Source organism: Pseudomonas sp. LBUM1669 (assembly GCF_059695705.1).
Window position 1 is genome coordinate 5,637,305 of the sequence record NZ_CP166784.1, and the last position, 18,909, is coordinate 5,656,213.

An 18,909-nucleotide genomic window follows, 5' to 3' on the forward strand; every position below is an offset into this window, starting at 1 on the left:
TGCTTAATAGTTGAAAGTCTTGACCAGCAGCAGGTCACCGATGGCCCGCAGGGGCACGATGAAGGTCTCGCGTTTTTCGTCGACGGTGTTTTCGTTGAGCACCAGGTTGATCTGCGAGGTGATCACCTCGTTCTGGTTGCTGGTCTCCTCGAAGTTATAGCCGCCGCTGCCGAAGTTGCCCCAATAGTTCACGTAAACCAGATAGGTGCCATGCATCGGCGCGGTCATGGTGAACATTTCCGGGCCGGGGCCATCGACGCCGTCCGGGTCCAGCCCGCCGCCGTTGCTCATCGCGGGGCGAGCCCAGAACGCATGCTGGCCGTCGGGGGTCACGATATGCAGATCGAGTTCGGCTTTCGGGTCATCCCAACCCAGCACCACGCGAATCCGAGACGGGGTACGCAGGTTGTTGGCCTCATAGAATTGAACGCGCTTGAGGGATTTGCCTTCAGCACTGCGTACTTCGACGCTGTTGGAACCGGCGCCAAACGCATACGGCCGGGCGAAACGCCCTTGATCGTCGGTGTACAGGTTCAGGGGGTTGCCGTTGACGGCCAGGGTGTGCGGCCCGCGTTGTGTACCAATGGCCTTGAGCTGGCCCTGGATCATCGTGCGATTGCGCTGCACGCCCCGGTCGATGGGCGGCGTCGGGTAGGCGACTTGAGGGTTTTCGCTGCGATCGAGGAGGCCGTTGTAGCGCCAGCCGCCGACCGGTTCCGACAACTCAGCCGTCGGCTCGGCCCAGGCAGCGGTCGCGCAGACCCACCCCATCAGCACCAGAAGAAATGAACGCATGTGACGCCTCCTGCCATGCATAACGAAACCTTGCACCCGATCCTCGGCGCGTTACAGATCCTAAAACTGCGTTTCGTCAGAAAGACCCGTGACTGTTGGGTCGTAGAAGGCGCGAAGGTTAGCCATTTGGCGGTTTTTTAACAATCGGATACATCTATATTTGCGGTAGGAATCACGCACATTTGAGTCCGTGAGCCGAAAAGGGAGGTTATTCGGCTCACGAAATGAGCCGAATAATCCCCATCACTCCCGGAAGCGACATTCCTTTGTGGCGAGGGAGCTTGCTCCCGCTCGGCTGCGCAGCAGTCGTAAATTGCTGAATGCGGTATTCCTGAAAACCCTGGGTGAATGGTTTTGGGGCCGCTGCGCGGCCCAACGGGGGCAAGCCCCCTCGCCACAGGGGGCGCATTTAGTCCCGGACACATTGGCCGAAACACCCCGCTCATTTGCCCATAACCCCCATGTCTGCTAGTGTCGCGCCGGTTTAACGTCAACCGGAAATAGCCGCCATGGCCCGCAAAAAAGCTGCACTGGATTTCGAACAATCCCTCGCTGACCTGCAAACGCTGGTGGAGCGACTGGAGAACGGCGAATTGTCGCTGGAAGACTCGCTGACGGCTTTCGAGCAGGGCATCGGTCTGACCCGCGATTGCCAGGCGGCGCTGGCTCAGGCCGAGCAAAAGGTTCAAGTGCTGCTCGAGCGTGATGGCGAGCTGGCCGAGGAACCCTTCGACGCGGATCAGCCAGAATGATTGCAGCGTATTCGGCGACCAGCCAGGCTCGCGTGAACGTGGCACTGGAAACCCTGTTCAACCCGCCGAGCCCTGAGCTCGCGCGCCTGTACGAAGCCATGCGCTACAGCGTGATGAATGGCGGCAAACGGGTCCGTCCGCTGCTGGCCTACGCCGCGTGCGAAGCGCTCGGTGGCAAGGCCGAGCAAGCCAACGGCGCGGCGTGCGCGGTGGAGCTGATTCACGCGTATTCACTGGTGCATGACGATTTGCCAGCCATGGACGACGACGATCTGCGTCGAGGCCAGCCGACCACTCACAAAAAATTCGATGAAGCCTGCGCGATCCTGGCCGGTGACGGCTTGCAGAGCCTGGCGTTCAGTGCCCTGCTCGATCCACGCCTGAGCACGTCGGACTCCGAAATCCGCTTGCAGATGGTCAGCGCCCTGGCGTTGGCGGCAGGCCCGGCCGGCATGGTCGGCGGCCAAGCCATCGACCTCGGCTCGGTCGGCCTGAAACTTGACCAAAAAGCCCTCGAAACCATGCACCGGCACAAGACCGGGGCGTTGATCGAAGTCAGCGTCAAACTCGGCGCCCTGGCCAGCGGCCGCGCCGAGAAGGACGAACTGAAGTCGTTGCAGACTTATGCACAGGCCATCGGCCTGGCGTTCCAGGTGCAGGACGACATTCTCGACGTCGAAAGCGATACCGAAACCCTAGGCAAACGCCAGGGCGCCGACATCGCGCGCGACAAGCCGACCTACCCGGCCCTGCTCGGCCTCGACGCCGCCAAGGCCTACGCTCTGGAACTGCGCGATCAGGCCCTGCACGCGCTGCGACCGTTTGACGCGGCTGCCGAGCCGTTGCGCGATCTGGCCCGCTACATCGTCGAACGGCGCAGCTGACGGCGTATCCGCCAAGTTAAAACCAACGCGTGGGCAGGGGGCGATGCATCAGGTAAACTGCCGCATCTTTTATACCTATAACGATTCGCCTGATGCCCACGACGTTTCATGAGATTCCCCGCAAGCGCCCGACCACGCCCCTGCTCGACCGTGCCAACACGCCGGACGGCCTGCGCCGGTTAGGCGAAGCCGAGCTGGAAACCCTGGCCGATGAGTTGCGCCTGGAATTGCTCTACACGGTCGGTCAGACCGGCGGGCATTTCGGTGCCGGCCTGGGCGTCATCGAGCTGACCATCGCGTTGCATTACGTCTTCGACACCCCGGACGACCGGCTGGTGTGGGACGTGGGTCATCAGGCCTATCCGCACAAAATCCTCACCGGCCGGCGCGAGCGCATGGCCACCCTGCGCCAGAAGGACGGCGTCGCCGCCTTCCCGCGTCGTTCCGAGAGCGAGTACGACACCTTTGGCGTCGGCCACTCCAGCACCTCGATCAGCGCAGCGCTGGGCATGGCGATTGCCGCCCGCCTGCAGAACAGTGATCGCAAGGCCATTGCCGTGATCGGCGACGGCGCATTGACCGCGGGCATGGCCTTCGAGGCGCTGAACCATGCGCCGGAAGTCAACGCCAACATGCTGGTGATCCTCAACGACAACGACATGTCGATCTCGCGCAACGTCGGTGGACTGTCGAATTACCTCGCGAAGATCCTTTCCAGCCGCACTTACGCAAGCATGCGTGAAGGCAGCAAAAAGGTCCTGTCGCGCCTGCCCGGCGCCTGGGAAATCGCCCGTCGCACCGAAGAATATGCCAAAGGCATGCTGGTTCCCGGCACGCTGTTTGAAGAGCTGGGCTGGAACTACATCGGCCCGATCGATGGCCACGACCTGCCGACCCTGATCGCCACCCTGCGCAACATGCGCGATCTCAAAGGCCCACAGTTCCTGCACGTCGTCACCAAGAAAGGCAAAGGCTTCGCCCCGGCGGAAGTCGACCCGATCGGTTACCACGCCATCACCAAGCTTGAACCCGTTGATGCCCCGGCCGCTGCGCCGAAGAAATCCGGCGGGCCGAAGTATTCCGGTGTGTTCGGCGAATGGCTGTGCGACATGGCCGCGTCCGACCCCCGCTTGGTGGGCATCACCCCGGCGATGAAAGAAGGCTCCGACCTGGTGGCGTTCAGCGAGCGTTTCCCGCTGCGCTACTTCGACGTGGCGATTGCCGAGCAACACGCCGTGACCCTCGCGGCCGGCATGGCCTGCGAAGGCGCGAAACCGGTGGTGGCGATCTATTCGACGTTCCTGCAACGCGGTTACGACCAGCTTGTGCATGATGTGGCGGTGCAAAACCTCGACGTGCTGTTCGCCATCGACCGCGCAGGTCTGGTGGGCGAAGACGGCCCGACGCATGCGGGCAGTTTCGACCTGTCGTTCCTGCGTTGCATCCCCGGCATGCTGGTGATGACCCCGAGCGACGAAAACGAACTGCGCAAAATGCTCACCACCGGTCACCTGTTCAACGGCCCGGCGGCGGTGCGTTACCCGCGCGGCACTGGCCCGAATGCAACGATCGAGAAAGACCTGCAACCGATTGAAATCGGCAAAGGCGTGGTTCGTCGCCAGGGCAGCAAAGTCGCCCTGCTGGTGTTCGGTGTGCAACTGGCTGAGGCGCTGAAAGTCGCCGAGACGCTGGATGCGACCGTGGTCGACATGCGTTTCGTCAAACCGCTGGATGAAGGCCTGGTTCGCCAAATCGCCGACAGCCACGAATTGCTGGTGACGATCGAAGAGAACGCGATCATGGGCGGTGCCGGTGGCGCGGTCAGCGAGTTCCTGGCGCGTGAAAACATCCTCAAGTCGATGCTGCACCTGGGCTTGCCGGACAGTTACGTCGAGCATGCGAAACCTGCACAGATGCTGGCCGAGTGCGGGCTGGATGAGGCCGGGATCGAGGCTTCGGTTCGTGAGCGCCTGCAACTAATCAACATCTGAACAAATGTAAAACCCCTTGTGGGAGCGGGCTTGCTCGCGAATGCGGAGTATCAATCAGCATAAATGTTGACTGATGCACCGCATTCGCGAGCAAGCCCGCTCCCACATTGGTTTTCTGTACCTTTCAAAATTTGTGTTCGCTTAATAGCGCCCAACGGATTACCGATGAAACTCTCCCCCCTCGCCCTGACGCTGACCCTGCTGCCGGCCAGCCAGCTCCTGGCCGACACCTTCGAACGCGATCAAGCCCTGAAACTGCCCGAAATGCTGATCAGCGCCAACCGTCAGGTCGAAGCGCGCAACGACAGCAGCGCCGCCAACACCGTGTTCACCCGCGACGACATCGACCGCCTGCAACCGGGCAGCGTCACGGACTTGCTGAGTCGGGTACCCGGCGTGCAGGTCGTGCAAACCGGCGGGCGCGGCAGTCTGCCGGGGATTTACATTCGCGGGACCCAGTCGGCGCAGAGCCTAGTGCTGGTGGACGGCCAACGCATCGGCAACTCGACCTCCGGCGACAGCAACCTGCAACACATCAACATCGAGCAGGTCGAGCGCGTGGAAGTGCTGCGCGGCTCCCGCTCGGTGATTTATGGCAGTGATGCAATTGGCGGCGTTATTCAGATTTTCACTCGTCGCAGTGGCGAACCAGGCCTGCAGCCACGCTTGCACATGGGGTTTGGCAGTAATCAGGCCTGGGAGCGCAGCCTCGGATTATCCGGAGGCGATGGGAAGACCCGCTTCAACCTCGGTGCCAGCCTCGATGAAACCGCCGGGATCAACCGCACCCATGAGTCCTATCCCAGCGACGGCGATCATGACGAATACCGCAACAAATCGGTAAGTCTGAGCCTGAGCCATGCCCTCACCGACGACATCGAAATCGGCGCCAACCTGCTGGATAACCGCGGCAAAAGCGAGTTCGACAATCCGTTCGGGCGCTTCGACACGACGACCTTCGAATCGCTCCAGCAGCAGCCTTACAGCGACTTTGCCGTGAGCAGCATCAGCAGTTATGTCGATGCCCGGGTCAACGACCTCTGGAAAACCCGCGTCGAATTCGGTCACAGCGAAAACCGCGAGAAGACCCTCGACAAACTCAGCGATGAGCGCAGCGTGTTCAATACGTACCGTGACTCGGTGAACTGGCAGAACGACTTGACGCTCAATGAGCGCAACAGTCTGATTCTCGGCGGCGACTGGTATGAAGACCGGATCAACAGCAGCACCCCGTTCGACGAGGACAGCCGCTGGAACCGCGCGGCGTTTATCCAGCATCGCTACCAGGCTGACAGCTTCTCCACGGAACTGGGTTTGCGCCGGGACCAGAACCAGCAGTTTGGCGGTCAGAACAGCTGGAGCGGCACCTTCACCCTGCCGCTGAACCCGGACAACGACGTATTGCTGACCTACAGCGAAGGTTTCCGCGCACCGACCTTCAATGACTTGTACTACCCGGATTTCAGCAACCCGGACCTCAAACCCGAAACCTCGAAAAGCTACGAGCTGCAATGGCGCAGTCAGTTGACCGAGAACAGTCGCCTCGAAACTTCGCTATACCGCACGGACCTTGAAGACGCGATTATTTTTGGCAGCAACTCACGGCCACAGAACGTGGCGTCGGCGCGGATCAACGGGTTCGAAGCGGCTCTGAAGCAGGAACTGTTCGGCTGGCAGAGCAACCTCGGCGTGGCGATCATCGACCCGAGGGATCGCGACAGCGGCCACACCCTGGCCCGTCGTGCGCGGCGGACCTTGAGCCTGGATCTGGATCGACAGTTCGACCGGCTCGGCCTCGGTGCCAGTTGGCAAGCGGTGAGCAGCAGCTATGACGACTTGAACAATCAACAGCCGTTGGGTGGATACGCCTTGTTGGGGGTGCGCAGCAGTTGGGAACTCAATCGTGAGATCAAGCTTGAGCTCAAGGTCGATAACCTGCTGGATAAAGGCTACAGCCGTGCGCTGTACAGCCATGATGGCAGCCAGTATGGGTATCGCGAGGAAGGTCGGGCTTGGATGTTTGGGGTGACCTGGACGCCGGAGCTCTGATCTGAAAAGTGAGGTGTTCTGGCGGGCCTCTTCGCGGGCAAGCCTCGCTCCTACAAGGATCACCCCGGACCTGTAGGAGCGAGGCTTGCCCGCGAAGCACACCTTCGTATCAGCGGACAGGCGCGATGACTTGGCACAACTTGGCCGTCGCCTCGATCATCTGCCCACTCGGCCGCTCCAGCCCCTTGTCCGTCACCAACAGCAACCGCCCCTGCGCCACCGCCGCCACCTGCGGCCAGGCTTTCCAAGCCTCCAGCTGTGCCTGATCACTGGCCAGAATCACCTCGGGATTACGCTGCAACACCGCCTCTACGCTGACCTGAGGCGCCGGCAATGTCAGGTCGGCGAACACATTGCGCGCCCCGCACACCTCAAGTGCATCACTGATGATCTGCCCGCCGCCAACGGTGTACAGCGGCCGATCCCACACCTGATAAAACACCCGCAACGGTTCAGCCCGGCGATAACGCTGGCGCAGCACCTCCAGGCGCTGGCGTAATTGCGCGGCCAAGGAAACGCCACGCTCAGGGCGACCGAGCTGGATGGCAATCGCTTCAATCTGCGCGGTCAGTTGGTTGAGGTTGTGAGGTTCGGCGACATACGTGGGGATGTTCAGGCGCTTGAGCTGCTCGCGCTGGGCCGGGCCAACGCTGCCGGGCCAGAGCAACAGCAAATCGGGTTTCAGGCTAAGCAGTTGTTCCATGTCCAACTGGCCATAGCGGCCAACGGAAGGAAGGTCTTTGAGCTCAGCGGGACGATTGCCTGCATCCAGCACGCCGACCAGAAGGTCCGCGGAGCCCAGTTCGACAACGATTTCAGACAGAGACGGCGCGAGACTGACAACGCGCTCAACAGCGGAGGCCATGCCGCTGCCGGCCAGCAGCATCAGCGCCAGCCAGAAGCGAAACATCAGCCGAGTTGACGCGGGATACGGTAGAGGTAGAACAGCACCGTGGTCGACAGCGCCAGCAGCACCAACGGCACCGCTTCAAGGCCGACGAACACCGCCAGTGCGCCGATCCAGGCCGGCAGGCCGGCAGCCAGGAATGCCATGCGGCGCTTGGCGGCCAGGGTGATCCAGGCGGCAGGTTCTTCAGGGGTGTCGAGGGCTTTTTGGGTGGCGATCAGCGCGTGTTTATAGCCACCAAAAAACTTTAGGCTGACAAACATCGAGGCGACACCGGCGATGAACAACGGCATCGCCAGCACCGGCAGGATAGCTTCGCCCTGGCCGAACACACCATTGATCACGAACAGCGGCAGCAAGGCCAGGGCCAGGTATTGCCACCAGCTGAAGGACAATCGTCGCCGCACTTGACCACGCGTCACGCCCGGTCTGCCTCGCCCTGATGCTCGTTGCCCATCATGTGGTCGAGCTTGCTGGCCTTGGTGGCCAGGTAGAGTTTGTTGTGTGGGTTATGCCCGGTGTGCAGCGGCACGCGCTCGGCGACCACAATGCCCATGTCGGTCAGGGCTTTGACCTTGCGCGGATTGTTGGTCATCAGGCGCAGGGATTTCACGCCCAAGTGCTGCAGCATCGGCAGGCACATGGCGTAGTCACGCTGGTCGGCGGCGAAGCCCAGACGCTCGTTGGCTTCAACGGTGTCGGCACCGCCATCCTGCAATTCATAAGCGCGGATTTTGTTCAGCAGGCCAATGCCACGGCCTTCCTGACGCAGGTAAAGCAACACGCCACGGCCTTCACGGGCGATGGCCTGCAAGGCGGCCTCAAGTTGCGAGCCGCAGTCGCAACGCTGGCTGAACAAGGCATCGCCAGTCAGGCATTCGGAGTGCAACCGGCCGAGTACCGGGGCACCGTCATCGAACTCACCCAGGCTCAGCACCACGTGCTCGCGCCCGTTCTCTTCATCGAGAAAGCCGTGCATGGTGAATTGCGCAAAAGGCGTTGGCAGCTTGGAAGCGGCGACAAAAACGACAGGCACCTGTGTGCTCCTGATCAATAAGTACTGGAGATTCGCAGAGGCGGCATTGTAACAGCAGGTTCCTACAGACGCTTAGGCTGAATTATGGGGCATAACGATCAAAAAGTTAGATCTCAGGCCCAGCATCAACCCCTGTGGGAGCGGGCTTGCTCGCGAATGCGGACTGTCAGTTGACTGAAATGTTGACTGAACTACCGTTTTCGCGAGCAAGCCCGCTCCCACATTAACCGTGTTCAGTTTGAGTTGAATGGATACGGTTGTTTCCAGCGTTCGAAGATCGGTTTCAACCGGCCGCTTTTCACCAGCAACGCCATGCGCTCATCGAACAGCGCCATTAAGGTGCGAGCCTTGGGCGTATCGGAGAAGCACAGGTACAGCGGCAATTCGGCGATGTGAGTGCGACGAAACTGCGCGGGGTCCTTGGCCCACTTGAGGATATAGTCGACTTCGGTCAGCGCATCGATGTAATAGTCGACGCGGTTGTGGGTCAGCATCGACAAAATCCCGGTGCGCCGGATGACTTCGTTATAGCGCTGCACGTTGGGCAGATAGTTCTGGTAGTCGTAGCCGCGGACCCAGGCCAGTCGATAGTTGCCAAGCGTCTCCGGGGTCGGTGCCGGATTGCTCGCCAGACCCAAGGCATAAATGTGATCGGTATCGAAATTCCAGCGCGGATACAGCACATCGCTGTTCTCGTCGCGGTAAGAGCCGACACAGGCGTCCACTTCGCGGCGCTGGGCCAGGCCCACGGAGCGCGTGTAAGGCTCGGTGCGGATGTCCAGTTTGACGCCGGCCGGCTCGAACACTTCGCGCAGCAAGTCCCAGCCCAGGCCATGACCGTCAGCGGCGGTGTAGTCTTCCCAGTCTTCGCTGGCCAGGTGGATCACGGACGGCGTCATCGCGGCATCGCCCGCCTGGGCGAACGAGCAAAACGTGGCGAACATCATCACAGCCAACGAGTGCCGAGCCATCCCTAATCCCCTGTCTCGCCCGTCAGGCGAAAATCCACACCAGCCCTTGCATCGCCAACCACGCAAACACGCCTGCCAATACGTCATCGAGCATGATTCCGACGCCACCGTGCACATGCCGGTCGATCCAGTGAATCGGCCAGGGCTTGAGAATGTCGAAGAAGCGGAACACCAAGAACCCCGCCAACAACCAGTACCAGCCTTCCGGCACCAGCCACAGGGTGATCCACATCCCGACCATTTCGTCCCAGACGATGCCTTCGTGGTCGTGTACCCGCAAATCGTCGGCGACCTTGCCGCACAGCCAGAAGCCGAACAGCATGGTGATGCCGAGCATCAGCCAGTAACCCCAATCGGGCAGCATCTGCCACAACGGGATAAAGGGTAGCGCAACCAACGAACCCCAGGTGCCCGGTGCTTTTGGCAAGGTGCCCGAGCCGAAGCCGAACGCCAGGAAGTGCCAGGGATTGCGCCAGACCGAAGGCGGTACGAATTCCGCCGGGACCTGTTTGGGATGATCTGTCACGGTGTCTCCCGAAAATGTTGATAGCCCCGGGTTTGCGGGGTGATGTCCTGTCCATCGGCGTTCAGCAGTACCACGCCCTGCCCGGTCACGACCCGCCCGACCACATGGATCGGCCAGCCGTCCGCCAGCAGCTGAGGCAATTCGACGGGCGGCAAGGTGAAAGCCAGCACGTAGTCGTCGCCACCGCTCAACGCAGCGTCTTCAGCGCCAGACTGACCGAGAAAGGTCACCAACGCCTGGGACAGGGGCAGCTTACTCCGCTCTACCTGAATACCGACCTTCGATGCGAGCGCCAGGTGCCCGCAATCGGCGAGCAAACCGTCAGAAATATCGAGTGCCGAAGAGGCTTTGCCGCGCAATGCCTGACCGAGGGCCAGTTGCGGTTGCGGCGACCAGTAATGACGCAGCAACGGATCGGCGACAGCTTCATCCGCAGCTCGTTGACCGAGCACCAGCGGCAAGGCGCCGGCGGCATTGCCCAACTCGCCACCGACACACAGCAAGTCGCCCGGTTGCGCGCCGCTGCGAATCAACGCCTGCCCGGTGGGCACACGCCCGAACACGGTCATGGTCAGGCTCAGCGGCCCGCGCGTGGTATCGCCGCCCACCAACGCCACGCCACAGCTCTGCGCCATGAGGTTCAAACCACGGGCGTAGGCGTCCAGCCAATCGGCGGTCACCGTCGGCAAAGTCAGAGCAAGGGTAAAGGCAACGGGAGTGGCGCCCATGGCAGCCAGATCGCTGACGGCCACAGCCAGCGAGCGCTGACCGAGCAGAAAAGGGTCGCAAGGCTCTGCGAAATGCACGCCGGCAACCAGCGTGTCGGTGGAAATGGCCAACTGCTCCCCGGGAGGAACAGCCAGCAAGGCGCAGTCATCGCCGATCCCGAGGGAAACGCCCTCGCCGCCTTGCGCACAGGGCGCGGCGGCGAAGAAATTGCGGATCAGCTCAAACTCACCCATCGCAGATTCAAACGCCGATCAGCGCTTGAACGCCTTCACTTCAGCTTCACGCAGACGCGGGGCCAGCTTGTCGAGTACACCGTTGACGAATTTGTGGCCGTCGGTGGAACCGAAGACTTTCGCCAGTTCGATACCTTCGTTGATCACAACGCGGTACGGCACATCGACGCGCTTGATCAGCTCCCAGGTCGACAGGCGCAGAACGGCCAGTTCAACCGGGTCCAGCTCTTCGATCGTGATGTCCAGGCATGGCGCCAGAGCAGTATCGATTTCGGTGCGGTGCGCCGGAACGCCGTGCAGGATGTCGTGGAAGTAAGCGGCATCGACATCGCTGAAATCGTTATCGACCCGAAACTGCGCTTCGATCTCGTTCAGCGACTGCTTGGCCATGTGCCATTGGTACAGCGCCTGAGTCGCGAGCTGACGGGCTTCGCGACGCTTGACGCTTTTCGATGGCTTACCGGCATCCGCAGGCTTTGGATCGCGCGGGTTGAAACGATCACTTTCGTCGCTAATCACTTGGCCTCCAACTGCGCCAGCAGGCTGACCATTTCCAGAGCGGACAGGGCAGCTTCGGCACCTTTGTTACCGGCCTTGGTGCCGGAACGTTCGATGGCTTGCTCGATGGAATCAACGGTCAGGACGCCGAAAGCGACCGGAACGCCGAACTCCATGGACACCTGGGCCAGGCCCTTGGTGCATTCGCCCGCCACGTATTCGAAGTGCGGAGTACCGCCACGAATGACCGCGCCCAGGGCGATGATTGCCGCGTATTCGCCCTTCTGAGCGACTTTCTGCGCAACCAGCGGGATTTCGAAGGCGCCAGGCGCGCGGATGATGGTGATGTCGCTTTCGCTCACGCCGTGGCGAACCAGGGCATCAACTGCACCGCTGACCAGACTTTCAACGACGAAGCTGTTGAAACGGCCCACTACCAAAGCGTAGCGGCCTTTAGGGGCGATGAAGGTACCTTCGATGGTCTTCAGGGTCATTCGTTAGATCTCTTAAAGAGCCGGGACGCGTTTTCTACGCATCCCTCGGTGATGTGTTAGCCGCGAATCAAGGACTGGAAACAACCGGTCATTATTCGGAGGGCACGTATTCTACAACTTCCAGATCGAAACCGGATATCGCATTAAATTTCATTGGCGCAGACATCAAGCGCATTTTGCGCACGCCCAGGTCCCGAAGGATCTGCGAACCGGCACCCACGATGCTGTAGGTGGTCGGTTTTTTCACGACGGTCTGATCCGCGGTTTCACGGATGTGCGCCAGCAATACGTCGCCATCGAGCGGGTGACCGAGCAGCAGCACCACGCCGCTGCCCGCCTCGGCCACCGCAGCCATGGCAGCGCGCAGGCTCCAGCGGCCCGGTTGCTTGACCATCAACAAGTCGCGCAGCGGGTCCATGTTGTGCACACGAACCAGGGTCGGTTCTTCCGCGCACACGGTGCCCAGGGTCAGGGCCATGTGCACATCGCCTTCCACGGAATCACGATAGGTCACCAGGTTGAACTGGCCCAGTTCGCTGTCCAAAGGCTGCTCAGCAATCCGCTGAACGGTACGTTCGTGGATCATTCGGTAGTGAATCAGGTCGGCAATGGTGCCGATCTTGATGTTGTGTTCGGCCGCGAAAGCTTCGAGTTCGGTGCGACGGGACATGGTGCCGTCGTCGTTCATCACTTCGCAGATCACGCCGCTTGGCTCGAAACCGGCCATGCGCGCCAGGTCGCACGCCGCTTCGGTGTGGCCAGCGCGTGCCAGGGTGCCGCCGGCCTGGGCCATCAGCGGGAAAATGTGGCCGGGGCTGACGATGTCTTCCGCCTTCGCGTCTTTCGCCGCAGCCGCTTGCACGGTGCGCGCGCGGTCGGCAGCGGAGATACCGGTGGTCACGCCTTCAGCCGCTTCGATGGACACGGTGAACTTGGTGCCGAAGCCGGAACCGTTGCGCGGTGCCATCAAGGGCAGCTTGAGCAGCTCGCAGCGCTCGCGGCTCATCGGCATGCAGATCAGGCCACGGGCGTGCTTGGCCATGAAGTTGATGTGTTCGGCCTTGCAGCACTCGGCGGCCATGATCAGGTCGCCTTCGTTCTCGCGGTCTTCGTCATCCATGAGGATGACCATCTTGCCTTGGCGGATGTCTTCAACCAGTTCTTCGATGCTATTGAGCGCCACAAGGCACCCCCCTTCTTTCAAAATTGAGTTTCAGGAATTGAGGTAGCCGTTCTCGGCCAGAAAGCTTTCAGTGATGTTCCCGGATGTCGGCTCTGCGGCCTTGTCGCCCAGCAACAGGCGCTCCAGATAACGTGCCAGCAAGTCGACTTCTAGATTCACCCGGCGACCTGGCTGGTACGACGCCATGATGGTTTCGCTCAGGGTGTGGGGAATAATCGTCAGCATGAACTCGGCGCCATCGACCGCGTTCACGGTCAGGCTGGTGCCGTCGACAGTGATCGAGCCTTTATGGGCGATGTACTTGGCCAGTTCTTTCGGCGCGCGGATGCGAAATTCCACGGCGCGAGCATTCTCGGTACGGGCAACCACCTCGCCCACACCATCGACGTGACCGCTGACCAAGTGCCCGCCGAGGCGAGTGGTCGGGGTCAGGGCTTTTTCCAGGTTCACCGGGCTGCCGCTTTTCAGATCATTCATGGCGGTGCAGTCGAGGGTTTCGCGACTGACGTCCGCCGCAAAGCCGTTGCCCGGCAATTCAACCGCGGTCAGGCACACGCCGTTGACTGCAATGCTGTCGCCCAGTTTGACGTCGCTCAGGTCGAGCTTGCCGGTTTCTACGTGCACCCGTACATCTCCGCCTTTTGGGGTCAATGCACGAATACTGCCGATGGATTCGATGATGCCGGTAAACATGGAGTCCTCCTCGAGAACAGAGCCGTCGCGTGGCGCAGGCTGGGAATTATACGCTCGCCGCTGGCGCAGGAATGGCGATGACTCGCCAGTCATCGCCAACCGCGCGAATTTCGGTGATTTTGAGCTCAGGCGCGTCCTTCATTTGCGCCAGCGGCCAGTCCAGCAGCGGCCGTGCCGAGGAGCCGAGGAACTTGCCGGCGATGAAAATCTGGAATTCGTCCACCAGCCCTTGCTGAGCGAAAGCCCCGGCCAGACGCGGCCCCGCTTCGACCAGCACCTCGTTGACCCCGCGATTGGCCAGTTCGACCAGCAGTTTGCGCAGGTCGACCAAACCATCCTCGCCCGCCACGATCAAGCACTCCGGGCCATGGGCATATTGCTCTTCGATCGCCATGCACGTGGCGACCAACGCCGGGCCGGCCTTGAAGAACGGTGCATCCAGCGGCACCCGCAAACGGCCGTCGATCAATACGCGCAGCGGCGGACGGCTCATGGCCAGGGCCGTTTGCTCAGCGTCCAGTCCCAGTTCATCGGCACGCACGGTCAATCGGGCGTTGTCCGCCAGCACCGTGTCGGCGCCGGTCAGCACCACACTGGCCTGGGCGCGCAGGCGCTGTACCGCCGAACGTGCGGCGGGGCCGGTGATCCATTGGCTCTCGCCGCTTTCCATCGCCGTGCGACCGTCCAGGCTCATGGCCAGCTTGACCCGCACGAACGGCAAGCCGTGCTCCATGCGCTTGAGGAAGCCTTGATTGAGCTTGCGCGCCTCGCCCTCCAGCACGCCACTTTCGATGGCGATGCCGGCCTGGGCCAGGCGTTGCATGCCGCGACCGGCCACCGACGGATTCGGGTCCTGCATCGCCGCGACGACCCGTGCGAGGCCGGCATTCACCAGCGCATCGGCGCAAGGCGGCGTGTGGCCGTGGTGGCTGCACGGTTCGAGGGTCACGTACGCGGTGGCGCCTCGGGCCTTGTCACCTGCGGCACGCAGGGCGTGGACTTCAGCGTGGGGTTCGCCGGTACGCACATGCCAGCCTTCGCCGACAATCTGCCCGTCACGCACGATCACGCAGCCAACTCGCGGGTTGGGGTGAGTCGTGTAGTGCCCCTTGCGGGCCAGTTCCAGCGCGCGGGCCATGTAATGGGCGTCGAGGATGACTTGTTCTGGGGAGGTGGTCATTCTTTCATCGGCTCACGGGCCAGGCGATCGATCTCTTCGCGGAACTCATTGAGGTCCTGGAAGCGCCGATACACGGAGGCGAAACGAATGTAGGCGACTTCATCGAGCTTTTGCAGCTCGGCCATCACCAGTTCACCGACCACGAGGGACTTGACCTCGCGCTCGCCGGTGGCGCGCAGTTTGTGCTTGATGTGCACCAGCGACGATTCGAGGCGCTCGACACTCACCGGGCGCTTCTCCAGCGCACGCTGCATGCCGGCGCGAAGTTTTTCTTCGTCGAAGGGCTGACGGCTACCGTCGGTTTTGATCAGGCGCGGCAACACCAGTTCGGCCGTCTCGAACGTTGTGAAACGCTCGCCGCAGGCCAGGCATTCACGCCGGCGGCGCACCTGTTCGCCCTCGGCGACCAGACGCGAGTCGATGACCTTGGTGTCGTTGGCACCGCAGAAGGGACAGTGCATGGTGGCAGGCAACAAAAAAAGGGAGGGCCATGGTAGCGCATCCCCGCGGCAAGACAAGACATAGGGTTTGCGGTATACAGACTGGCTATAGAGCTTGATCCATGGATTTCACCTTGCTGGAGCCGCAAATGCACCTAAGACCGCTCGTATTGCTCAGTGTTTTCAGCCTGCTGGTGGCCTGCAGCAGCGATGCGCCCAAGCCCCAGCCGCCAGCGCCAGGGCCCGCCCCGCAAGCGGCACAGAAGAAAGCCAAGGAGTCCGCCAACCTCGGCCCGCTGCCTGCTTATCAGCGCGAATTGAGCGGCACCCTGCAAGGCGTGCCGGCCGGCGCTGAAGTCGAACTGGCGTTGCTAGTGATTGATGAAAAGGACCGCCCACAGCAATTGCTCGCCAGTTCCAGCCTGATCGGCACCAATCAGGTTCTGCCGTTTCACCTGCGCTTCAACCCGGAATCGTTCCCGGCCGGCGTTCGCGTTGAATTGCGCGGTCGCGCCAGCCAGTCGGGTCAGTTGATTTTGCACCTGCCTTCGCAGGTCATTACCCAGCCGACGACCCAGGTATTGGGTCAGCTGCAATTCGTCAAAGCGCCATGATTGCACCGCTCGACCTGCAACAGGCATTAAGTGAACTGCTCGGCGATGCGCAGCTTGTGCCGGTCACATTGCCCGATACCGAGCTGAGACTCTGGCTGATCGACGGCGACAATATGGACCGCGCCTTCAGCCCGGAAGAAACCCGACGGATTCTGCATGAACCGCCCTACTGGAGTTTCTGCTGGGCCAGCGGCCTGGCGGTCGCCCGCTATCTCGCCGCATTCCCTGAGTGGGTCAAAGGCAAACGGGTGCTGGATTTTGGCGCCGGTTCCGGGGTGGCAGGGATCGCGGCCGTCAAGGCCGGGGCGTTGGAAGTGGTGGCCTGTGACCTCGACCCGCTGGCGATTGCCGCGTGTCGGGCGAATGCTGAACTCAATGGCGTACACCTTGAATACTCGACAGACTTTTTCGCCGAGGTAGATCGGTTTGATCTGATTCTGGTGGCCGACGTGCTCTACGACCGGGCGAACCTGCCGTTGCTCGATGAGTTCTTGAGCCGTGGCAAGGAGGCGTTGGTGGCCGACTCGCGGGTGAGAGATTTTCGTCATCCGCTGTATCAACGCATCGAAATGCTGGAGGCGATGACCTTGCCGGATCTGGCCGAGCCTGAAGAGTTTCGGCATGTGAGCCTGTACCACGCGCGGCGCTCCTAGTAGCTTCGCTCCTACAGGTCCGCGCCGATTTGAAGAACGACGCCGGACCTGTAGGAGCGAGCGGTGCGGCGATCCGACTTGCCCGCGAAGGCGTCCGGTCAGGCAACACACCTATCAACCGCCTCCCCGCTTCCGGCCGCCCCCCATCAAGCCTTATAGTTGCCCCATTCACGCTTTTACGAGATCCCCCATGAGTCAGGAAACGCCGTACATCTTCGACGCCACGACTGCCGATTTCGACCAGTCGGTGATCGAGAACTCTTTCCACAAACCGGTGCTGGTGGATTTCTGGGCCGAATGGTGTGCGCCGTGCAAAGCGCTGATGCCGATGCTACAAACCATCGCCGAGAGCTACCAGGGCGAGTTGCTGCTGGCCAAGGTCAACTGCGACGTCGAGCCGGACATTGTTTCGCGTTTCGGCATTCGCAGCCTGCCGACCGTGGTGTTGTTCAAGGACGGTCAGCCGGTGGACGGTTTTGCCGGTGCACAGCCGGAATCCGCCGTACGGGCGCTGCTTGAGCCTCACGTGCAAATGCCGCCACCGGCTGCTGCCGACCCGTTCGAACAGGCTCAGGCACTGTTTGATGACAACCGCTTTGCCGACGCCGAAGCCACCCTCAAAGTGCTGCTGGGCGAAGACAACACCAATGCCAAGGCGCTGATCCTCTACGCCCGCTGCCTCACCGAACGGGGCGAACTGGGCGAAGCGCAAACCGTGCTCGACGCAGTGAAAAGCGATGAGCACAAAGCAGCGCTGGCTGGCGCCAAGGCGCAGATCCAGTTTCTTGGCCAGGCCAAGGATTTACCGGATGCCGCAGACCTGAAAGCGCGCCTGGCGAAAAATCCGCAGGACGATGAAGCGGTGTATCAACTGGCGATCCAGCAACTGGCTCGCCAGCAATACGACGCCGCGCTGGATGCGCTGCTGAAACTGTTCATCCGCAATCGCAGCTACAGCGAAGGCTTGCCGCACAAGACCTTGCTGCAGGTGTTCGAACTGCTGGGCAACGATCACCCGTTGGTGACCACCTACCGCCGCAAACTGTTCGCCGCGCTGTATTGACCGCAACCTTGTAGGAGCACGGCTTGCCGGCGAAGGCGTCCTTGAGATCGCCTTCGCGAGCCAGCTCTGCTCCTACAAATCTGGTTCGATCCAGCTGTAGAGCGGCGTATCCCCGCCGCTCACCACCTTCACATCGGCGCAATGGCGCAAGCGCACCAGCAGACGTTTTCCCGACGACGCGCTGCCGGTCAGTCCTTCCAACTGCTCCAGCAGATCCGGCCCGCTCAATTGCCCGGCCTTGCGCAACAGGTCTTTGGCAACCTGCCACAGCGCATCATCCTGATTCACCGGTTTAGCCGGCGCGACGCCGGCCTCAGGCTGGACCACCTGCAGCTGTGCGCCCAGGCGCACCCAGTCGCCGTCATCCATCTCCACCGTCAAATCCACCGGCCAGTTGCCGATGCTTCCGCGAATTCGCAACATATGTCTGCTCCTGCACATTTCTGACGTGCATGCTCCCATGTGACTTGCGCAACGCCAAGCAGGCGGTCAAACTCCCCGCACTTTCGTTATAAGATTACATAACAGACTCTTCATTTTACTTTCGGAGACCCGCCATGCGCCGTCTGCTGCTCGCTCTGCCGTTTGCCCTGTTGCCGCTGGCCGTCGCCCATGCTGCTGATCAACATAGCCACGACCATGAACACGGCAGCCTCAGCGCCCACGAACATGGCGTCGGTCGCCTGAATGCTGCGCTGGACGGTCAGACCCTGGAGCTGGAGCTGGAAAGCCCGGCGATGAACCTCGTGGGTTTCGAACACGCTGCCACCACTGACGCCGACAAGGCCAAAGTGGCCGCAGCTCGTGCGCAGCTTGAGAAACCACTGGCACTGTTCAACCTTCCGAAAGCCGCAGGTTGCGTAATGGCGACACAGGAACTGGAGAGCCCGCTGTTCGGTGACAAGCCAGACGCTGATCACGATGAAGAAGCCAAGGACGAACATCACCACGACCACAGCGAAATCCACGCCCACTATCAATTCACCTGCTCAGCCCCAGGCGCGCTGAAAACCCTGGACCTGGCAAATATTTTCAACACCTTCCCGGCCACCCAGAAGCTTCAGGTACAACTGATCAGCCCGAGCGGGCAGCAAGGGGTTGAAGTGACGGCCAAGGCTGCCGCCCTCAAGTTCTGATCCAGCCCCGCCCCTGTAGGAGCGAGGCTTGCACGCGAAGGCGTCGTTACAGTCGACATCTCTGTTGAACGTGATGACCTCT

The 18,909-nt window shown here is 61.4% G+C and carries 22 protein-coding genes; 8 read left to right on the plus strand and 14 right to left on the minus strand.

Annotated features, from left to right (window positions below):
* Window positions 1-3: 3 nt before the first annotated feature.
* Window positions 4-795: a YfaP family protein gene (locus ACA051_RS26185; RefSeq protein ID WP_497372484.1), complete on the minus strand. Its 792-nt coding sequence runs from the start codon at window positions 793-795 to the stop codon at window positions 4-6.
* Between the two features lie 509 nt (window positions 796-1,304).
* Between ACA051_RS26185 and ACA051_RS26190 the strand changes: the two genes are divergently transcribed.
* From ACA051_RS26190 to ACA051_RS26205, 4 genes are all read left to right on the plus strand, one after another.
* Entirely contained in the window at window positions 1,305-1,547 is a 243-nt protein-coding gene (locus ACA051_RS26190) for an exodeoxyribonuclease VII small subunit (RefSeq protein ID WP_007894317.1), read from the plus strand.
* Window positions 1,544-2,431 (plus strand): (2E,6E)-farnesyl diphosphate synthase, encoded by an 888-nt coding sequence (gene ispA, locus ACA051_RS26195; RefSeq protein ID WP_497372485.1) that lies wholly within the window; start codon window positions 1,544-1,546, stop codon window positions 2,429-2,431. Before ACA051_RS26190 ends, ispA begins: the two co-directional genes overlap by 4 nt.
* 92 nt (window positions 2,432-2,523) lie before the next feature.
* Window positions 2,524-4,422, plus strand: coding sequence for a 1-deoxy-D-xylulose-5-phosphate synthase (gene dxs, locus ACA051_RS26200; protein ID WP_497305776.1), 1,899 nt, complete (start codon window positions 2,524-2,526; stop codon window positions 4,420-4,422).
* Between the two features lie 165 nt (window positions 4,423-4,587).
* Window positions 4,588-6,471, plus strand: coding sequence for a TonB-dependent receptor domain-containing protein (locus ACA051_RS26205; RefSeq protein WP_497372486.1), 1,884 nt, complete (start codon window positions 4,588-4,590; stop codon window positions 6,469-6,471).
* Between the two features lie 109 nt (window positions 6,472-6,580).
* Here ACA051_RS26205 and ACA051_RS26210 read toward each other — a convergent pair whose 3' ends face one another.
* The 12 genes from ACA051_RS26210 to nrdR form a co-directional block, all read right to left on the minus strand.
* On the minus strand, window positions 6,581-7,381 hold the full coding sequence (locus ACA051_RS26210) for a cobalamin-binding protein (RefSeq protein ID WP_497305780.1): 801 nt from the start codon (window positions 7,379-7,381) through the stop codon (window positions 6,581-6,583).
* Window positions 7,381-7,800: an MFS transporter gene (locus tag ACA051_RS26215; RefSeq protein WP_497305782.1), complete on the minus strand. Its 420-nt coding sequence runs from the start codon at window positions 7,798-7,800 to the stop codon at window positions 7,381-7,383. The genes ACA051_RS26210 and ACA051_RS26215 overlap by 1 nt, the downstream gene beginning before the upstream one ends.
* The gene (gene ribA, locus ACA051_RS26220) at window positions 7,797-8,414 is read right to left on the minus strand and encodes a GTP cyclohydrolase II (protein WP_497305783.1); all 618 of its coding nucleotides are present in this window, start codon (window positions 8,412-8,414) and stop codon (window positions 7,797-7,799) included. Before ribA ends, ACA051_RS26215 begins: the two co-directional genes overlap by 4 nt.
* A 233-nt stretch (window positions 8,415-8,647) precedes the next feature.
* On the minus strand, window positions 8,648-9,385 hold the full coding sequence (locus ACA051_RS26225; protein ID WP_497305785.1) for a substrate-binding periplasmic protein: 738 nt from the start codon (window positions 9,383-9,385) through the stop codon (window positions 8,648-8,650).
* Between the two features lie 22 nt (window positions 9,386-9,407).
* Window positions 9,408-9,911, minus strand: coding sequence for a phosphatidylglycerophosphatase A family protein (locus ACA051_RS26230; RefSeq protein WP_008033735.1), 504 nt, complete (start codon window positions 9,909-9,911; stop codon window positions 9,408-9,410).
* A complete protein-coding gene (gene thiL / locus ACA051_RS26235; protein WP_497372487.1) occupies window positions 9,908-10,873 on the minus strand; it encodes a thiamine-phosphate kinase in 966 nt (321 codons plus the stop codon). Before thiL ends, ACA051_RS26230 begins: the two co-directional genes overlap by 4 nt.
* A gap of 18 nt (window positions 10,874-10,891) precedes the next feature.
* The gene (gene nusB, locus ACA051_RS26240) at window positions 10,892-11,392 is read right to left on the minus strand and encodes a transcription antitermination factor NusB (RefSeq protein ID WP_007944234.1); all 501 of its coding nucleotides are present in this window, start codon (window positions 11,390-11,392) and stop codon (window positions 10,892-10,894) included.
* A complete protein-coding gene (gene ribH, locus ACA051_RS26245) occupies window positions 11,389-11,865 on the minus strand; it encodes a 6,7-dimethyl-8-ribityllumazine synthase (RefSeq protein ID WP_003185938.1) in 477 nt (158 codons plus the stop codon). Before ribH ends, nusB begins: the two co-directional genes overlap by 4 nt.
* Window positions 11,866-11,956: 91 nt before the next feature.
* Window positions 11,957-13,048, minus strand: a complete 1,092-nt coding sequence (ribBA, locus tag ACA051_RS26250; RefSeq protein ID WP_461977106.1) for a bifunctional 3,4-dihydroxy-2-butanone-4-phosphate synthase/GTP cyclohydrolase II — start codon at window positions 13,046-13,048, stop codon at window positions 11,957-11,959.
* A gap of 30 nt (window positions 13,049-13,078) precedes the next feature.
* A complete protein-coding gene (locus ACA051_RS26255; protein ID WP_497305789.1) occupies window positions 13,079-13,741 on the minus strand; it encodes a riboflavin synthase in 663 nt (220 codons plus the stop codon).
* Window positions 13,742-13,787: 46 nt separating this feature from the next.
* On the minus strand, window positions 13,788-14,921 hold the full coding sequence (ribD, locus tag ACA051_RS26260) for a bifunctional diaminohydroxyphosphoribosylaminopyrimidine deaminase/5-amino-6-(5-phosphoribosylamino)uracil reductase RibD (RefSeq protein WP_497372488.1): 1,134 nt from the start codon (window positions 14,919-14,921) through the stop codon (window positions 13,788-13,790).
* Window positions 14,918-15,382, minus strand: coding sequence for a transcriptional regulator NrdR (gene nrdR, locus ACA051_RS26265; RefSeq protein ID WP_497305793.1), 465 nt, complete (start codon window positions 15,380-15,382; stop codon window positions 14,918-14,920). The genes ribD and nrdR overlap by 4 nt, the downstream gene beginning before the upstream one ends.
* Before the next feature lie 128 nt (window positions 15,383-15,510).
* On the opposite strand from nrdR, the gene ACA051_RS26270 reads away from it, so the two are divergent.
* The 3 genes from ACA051_RS26270 (at window position 15,511) to trxA (ending at window position 17,691) form a co-directional block, all read left to right on the plus strand.
* A complete protein-coding gene (locus ACA051_RS26270; RefSeq protein WP_497310670.1) occupies window positions 15,511-15,975 on the plus strand; it encodes a YbaY family lipoprotein in 465 nt (154 codons plus the stop codon).
* Entirely contained in the window at window positions 15,972-16,628 is a 657-nt protein-coding gene (locus ACA051_RS26275) for a class I SAM-dependent methyltransferase (protein ID WP_497372489.1), read from the plus strand. The genes ACA051_RS26270 and ACA051_RS26275 overlap by 4 nt, the downstream gene beginning before the upstream one ends.
* Window positions 16,629-16,818: 190 nt before the next feature.
* Window positions 16,819-17,691 (plus strand): thioredoxin, encoded by an 873-nt coding sequence (gene trxA / locus ACA051_RS26280; RefSeq protein WP_497372490.1) that lies wholly within the window; start codon window positions 16,819-16,821, stop codon window positions 17,689-17,691.
* A 72-nt stretch (window positions 17,692-17,763) separates the two neighbouring features.
* Here trxA and ACA051_RS26285 read toward each other — a convergent pair whose 3' ends face one another.
* Window positions 17,764-18,114: a hypothetical protein gene (locus tag ACA051_RS26285; protein WP_497305799.1), complete on the minus strand. Its 351-nt coding sequence runs from the start codon at window positions 18,112-18,114 to the stop codon at window positions 17,764-17,766.
* A gap of 134 nt (window positions 18,115-18,248) precedes the next feature.
* On the opposite strand from ACA051_RS26285, the gene ACA051_RS26290 reads away from it, so the two are divergent.
* On the plus strand, window positions 18,249-18,827 hold the full coding sequence (locus ACA051_RS26290; RefSeq protein ID WP_497305801.1) for a DUF2796 domain-containing protein: 579 nt from the start codon (window positions 18,249-18,251) through the stop codon (window positions 18,825-18,827).
* Window positions 18,828-18,909: the final 82 nt, after the last annotated feature.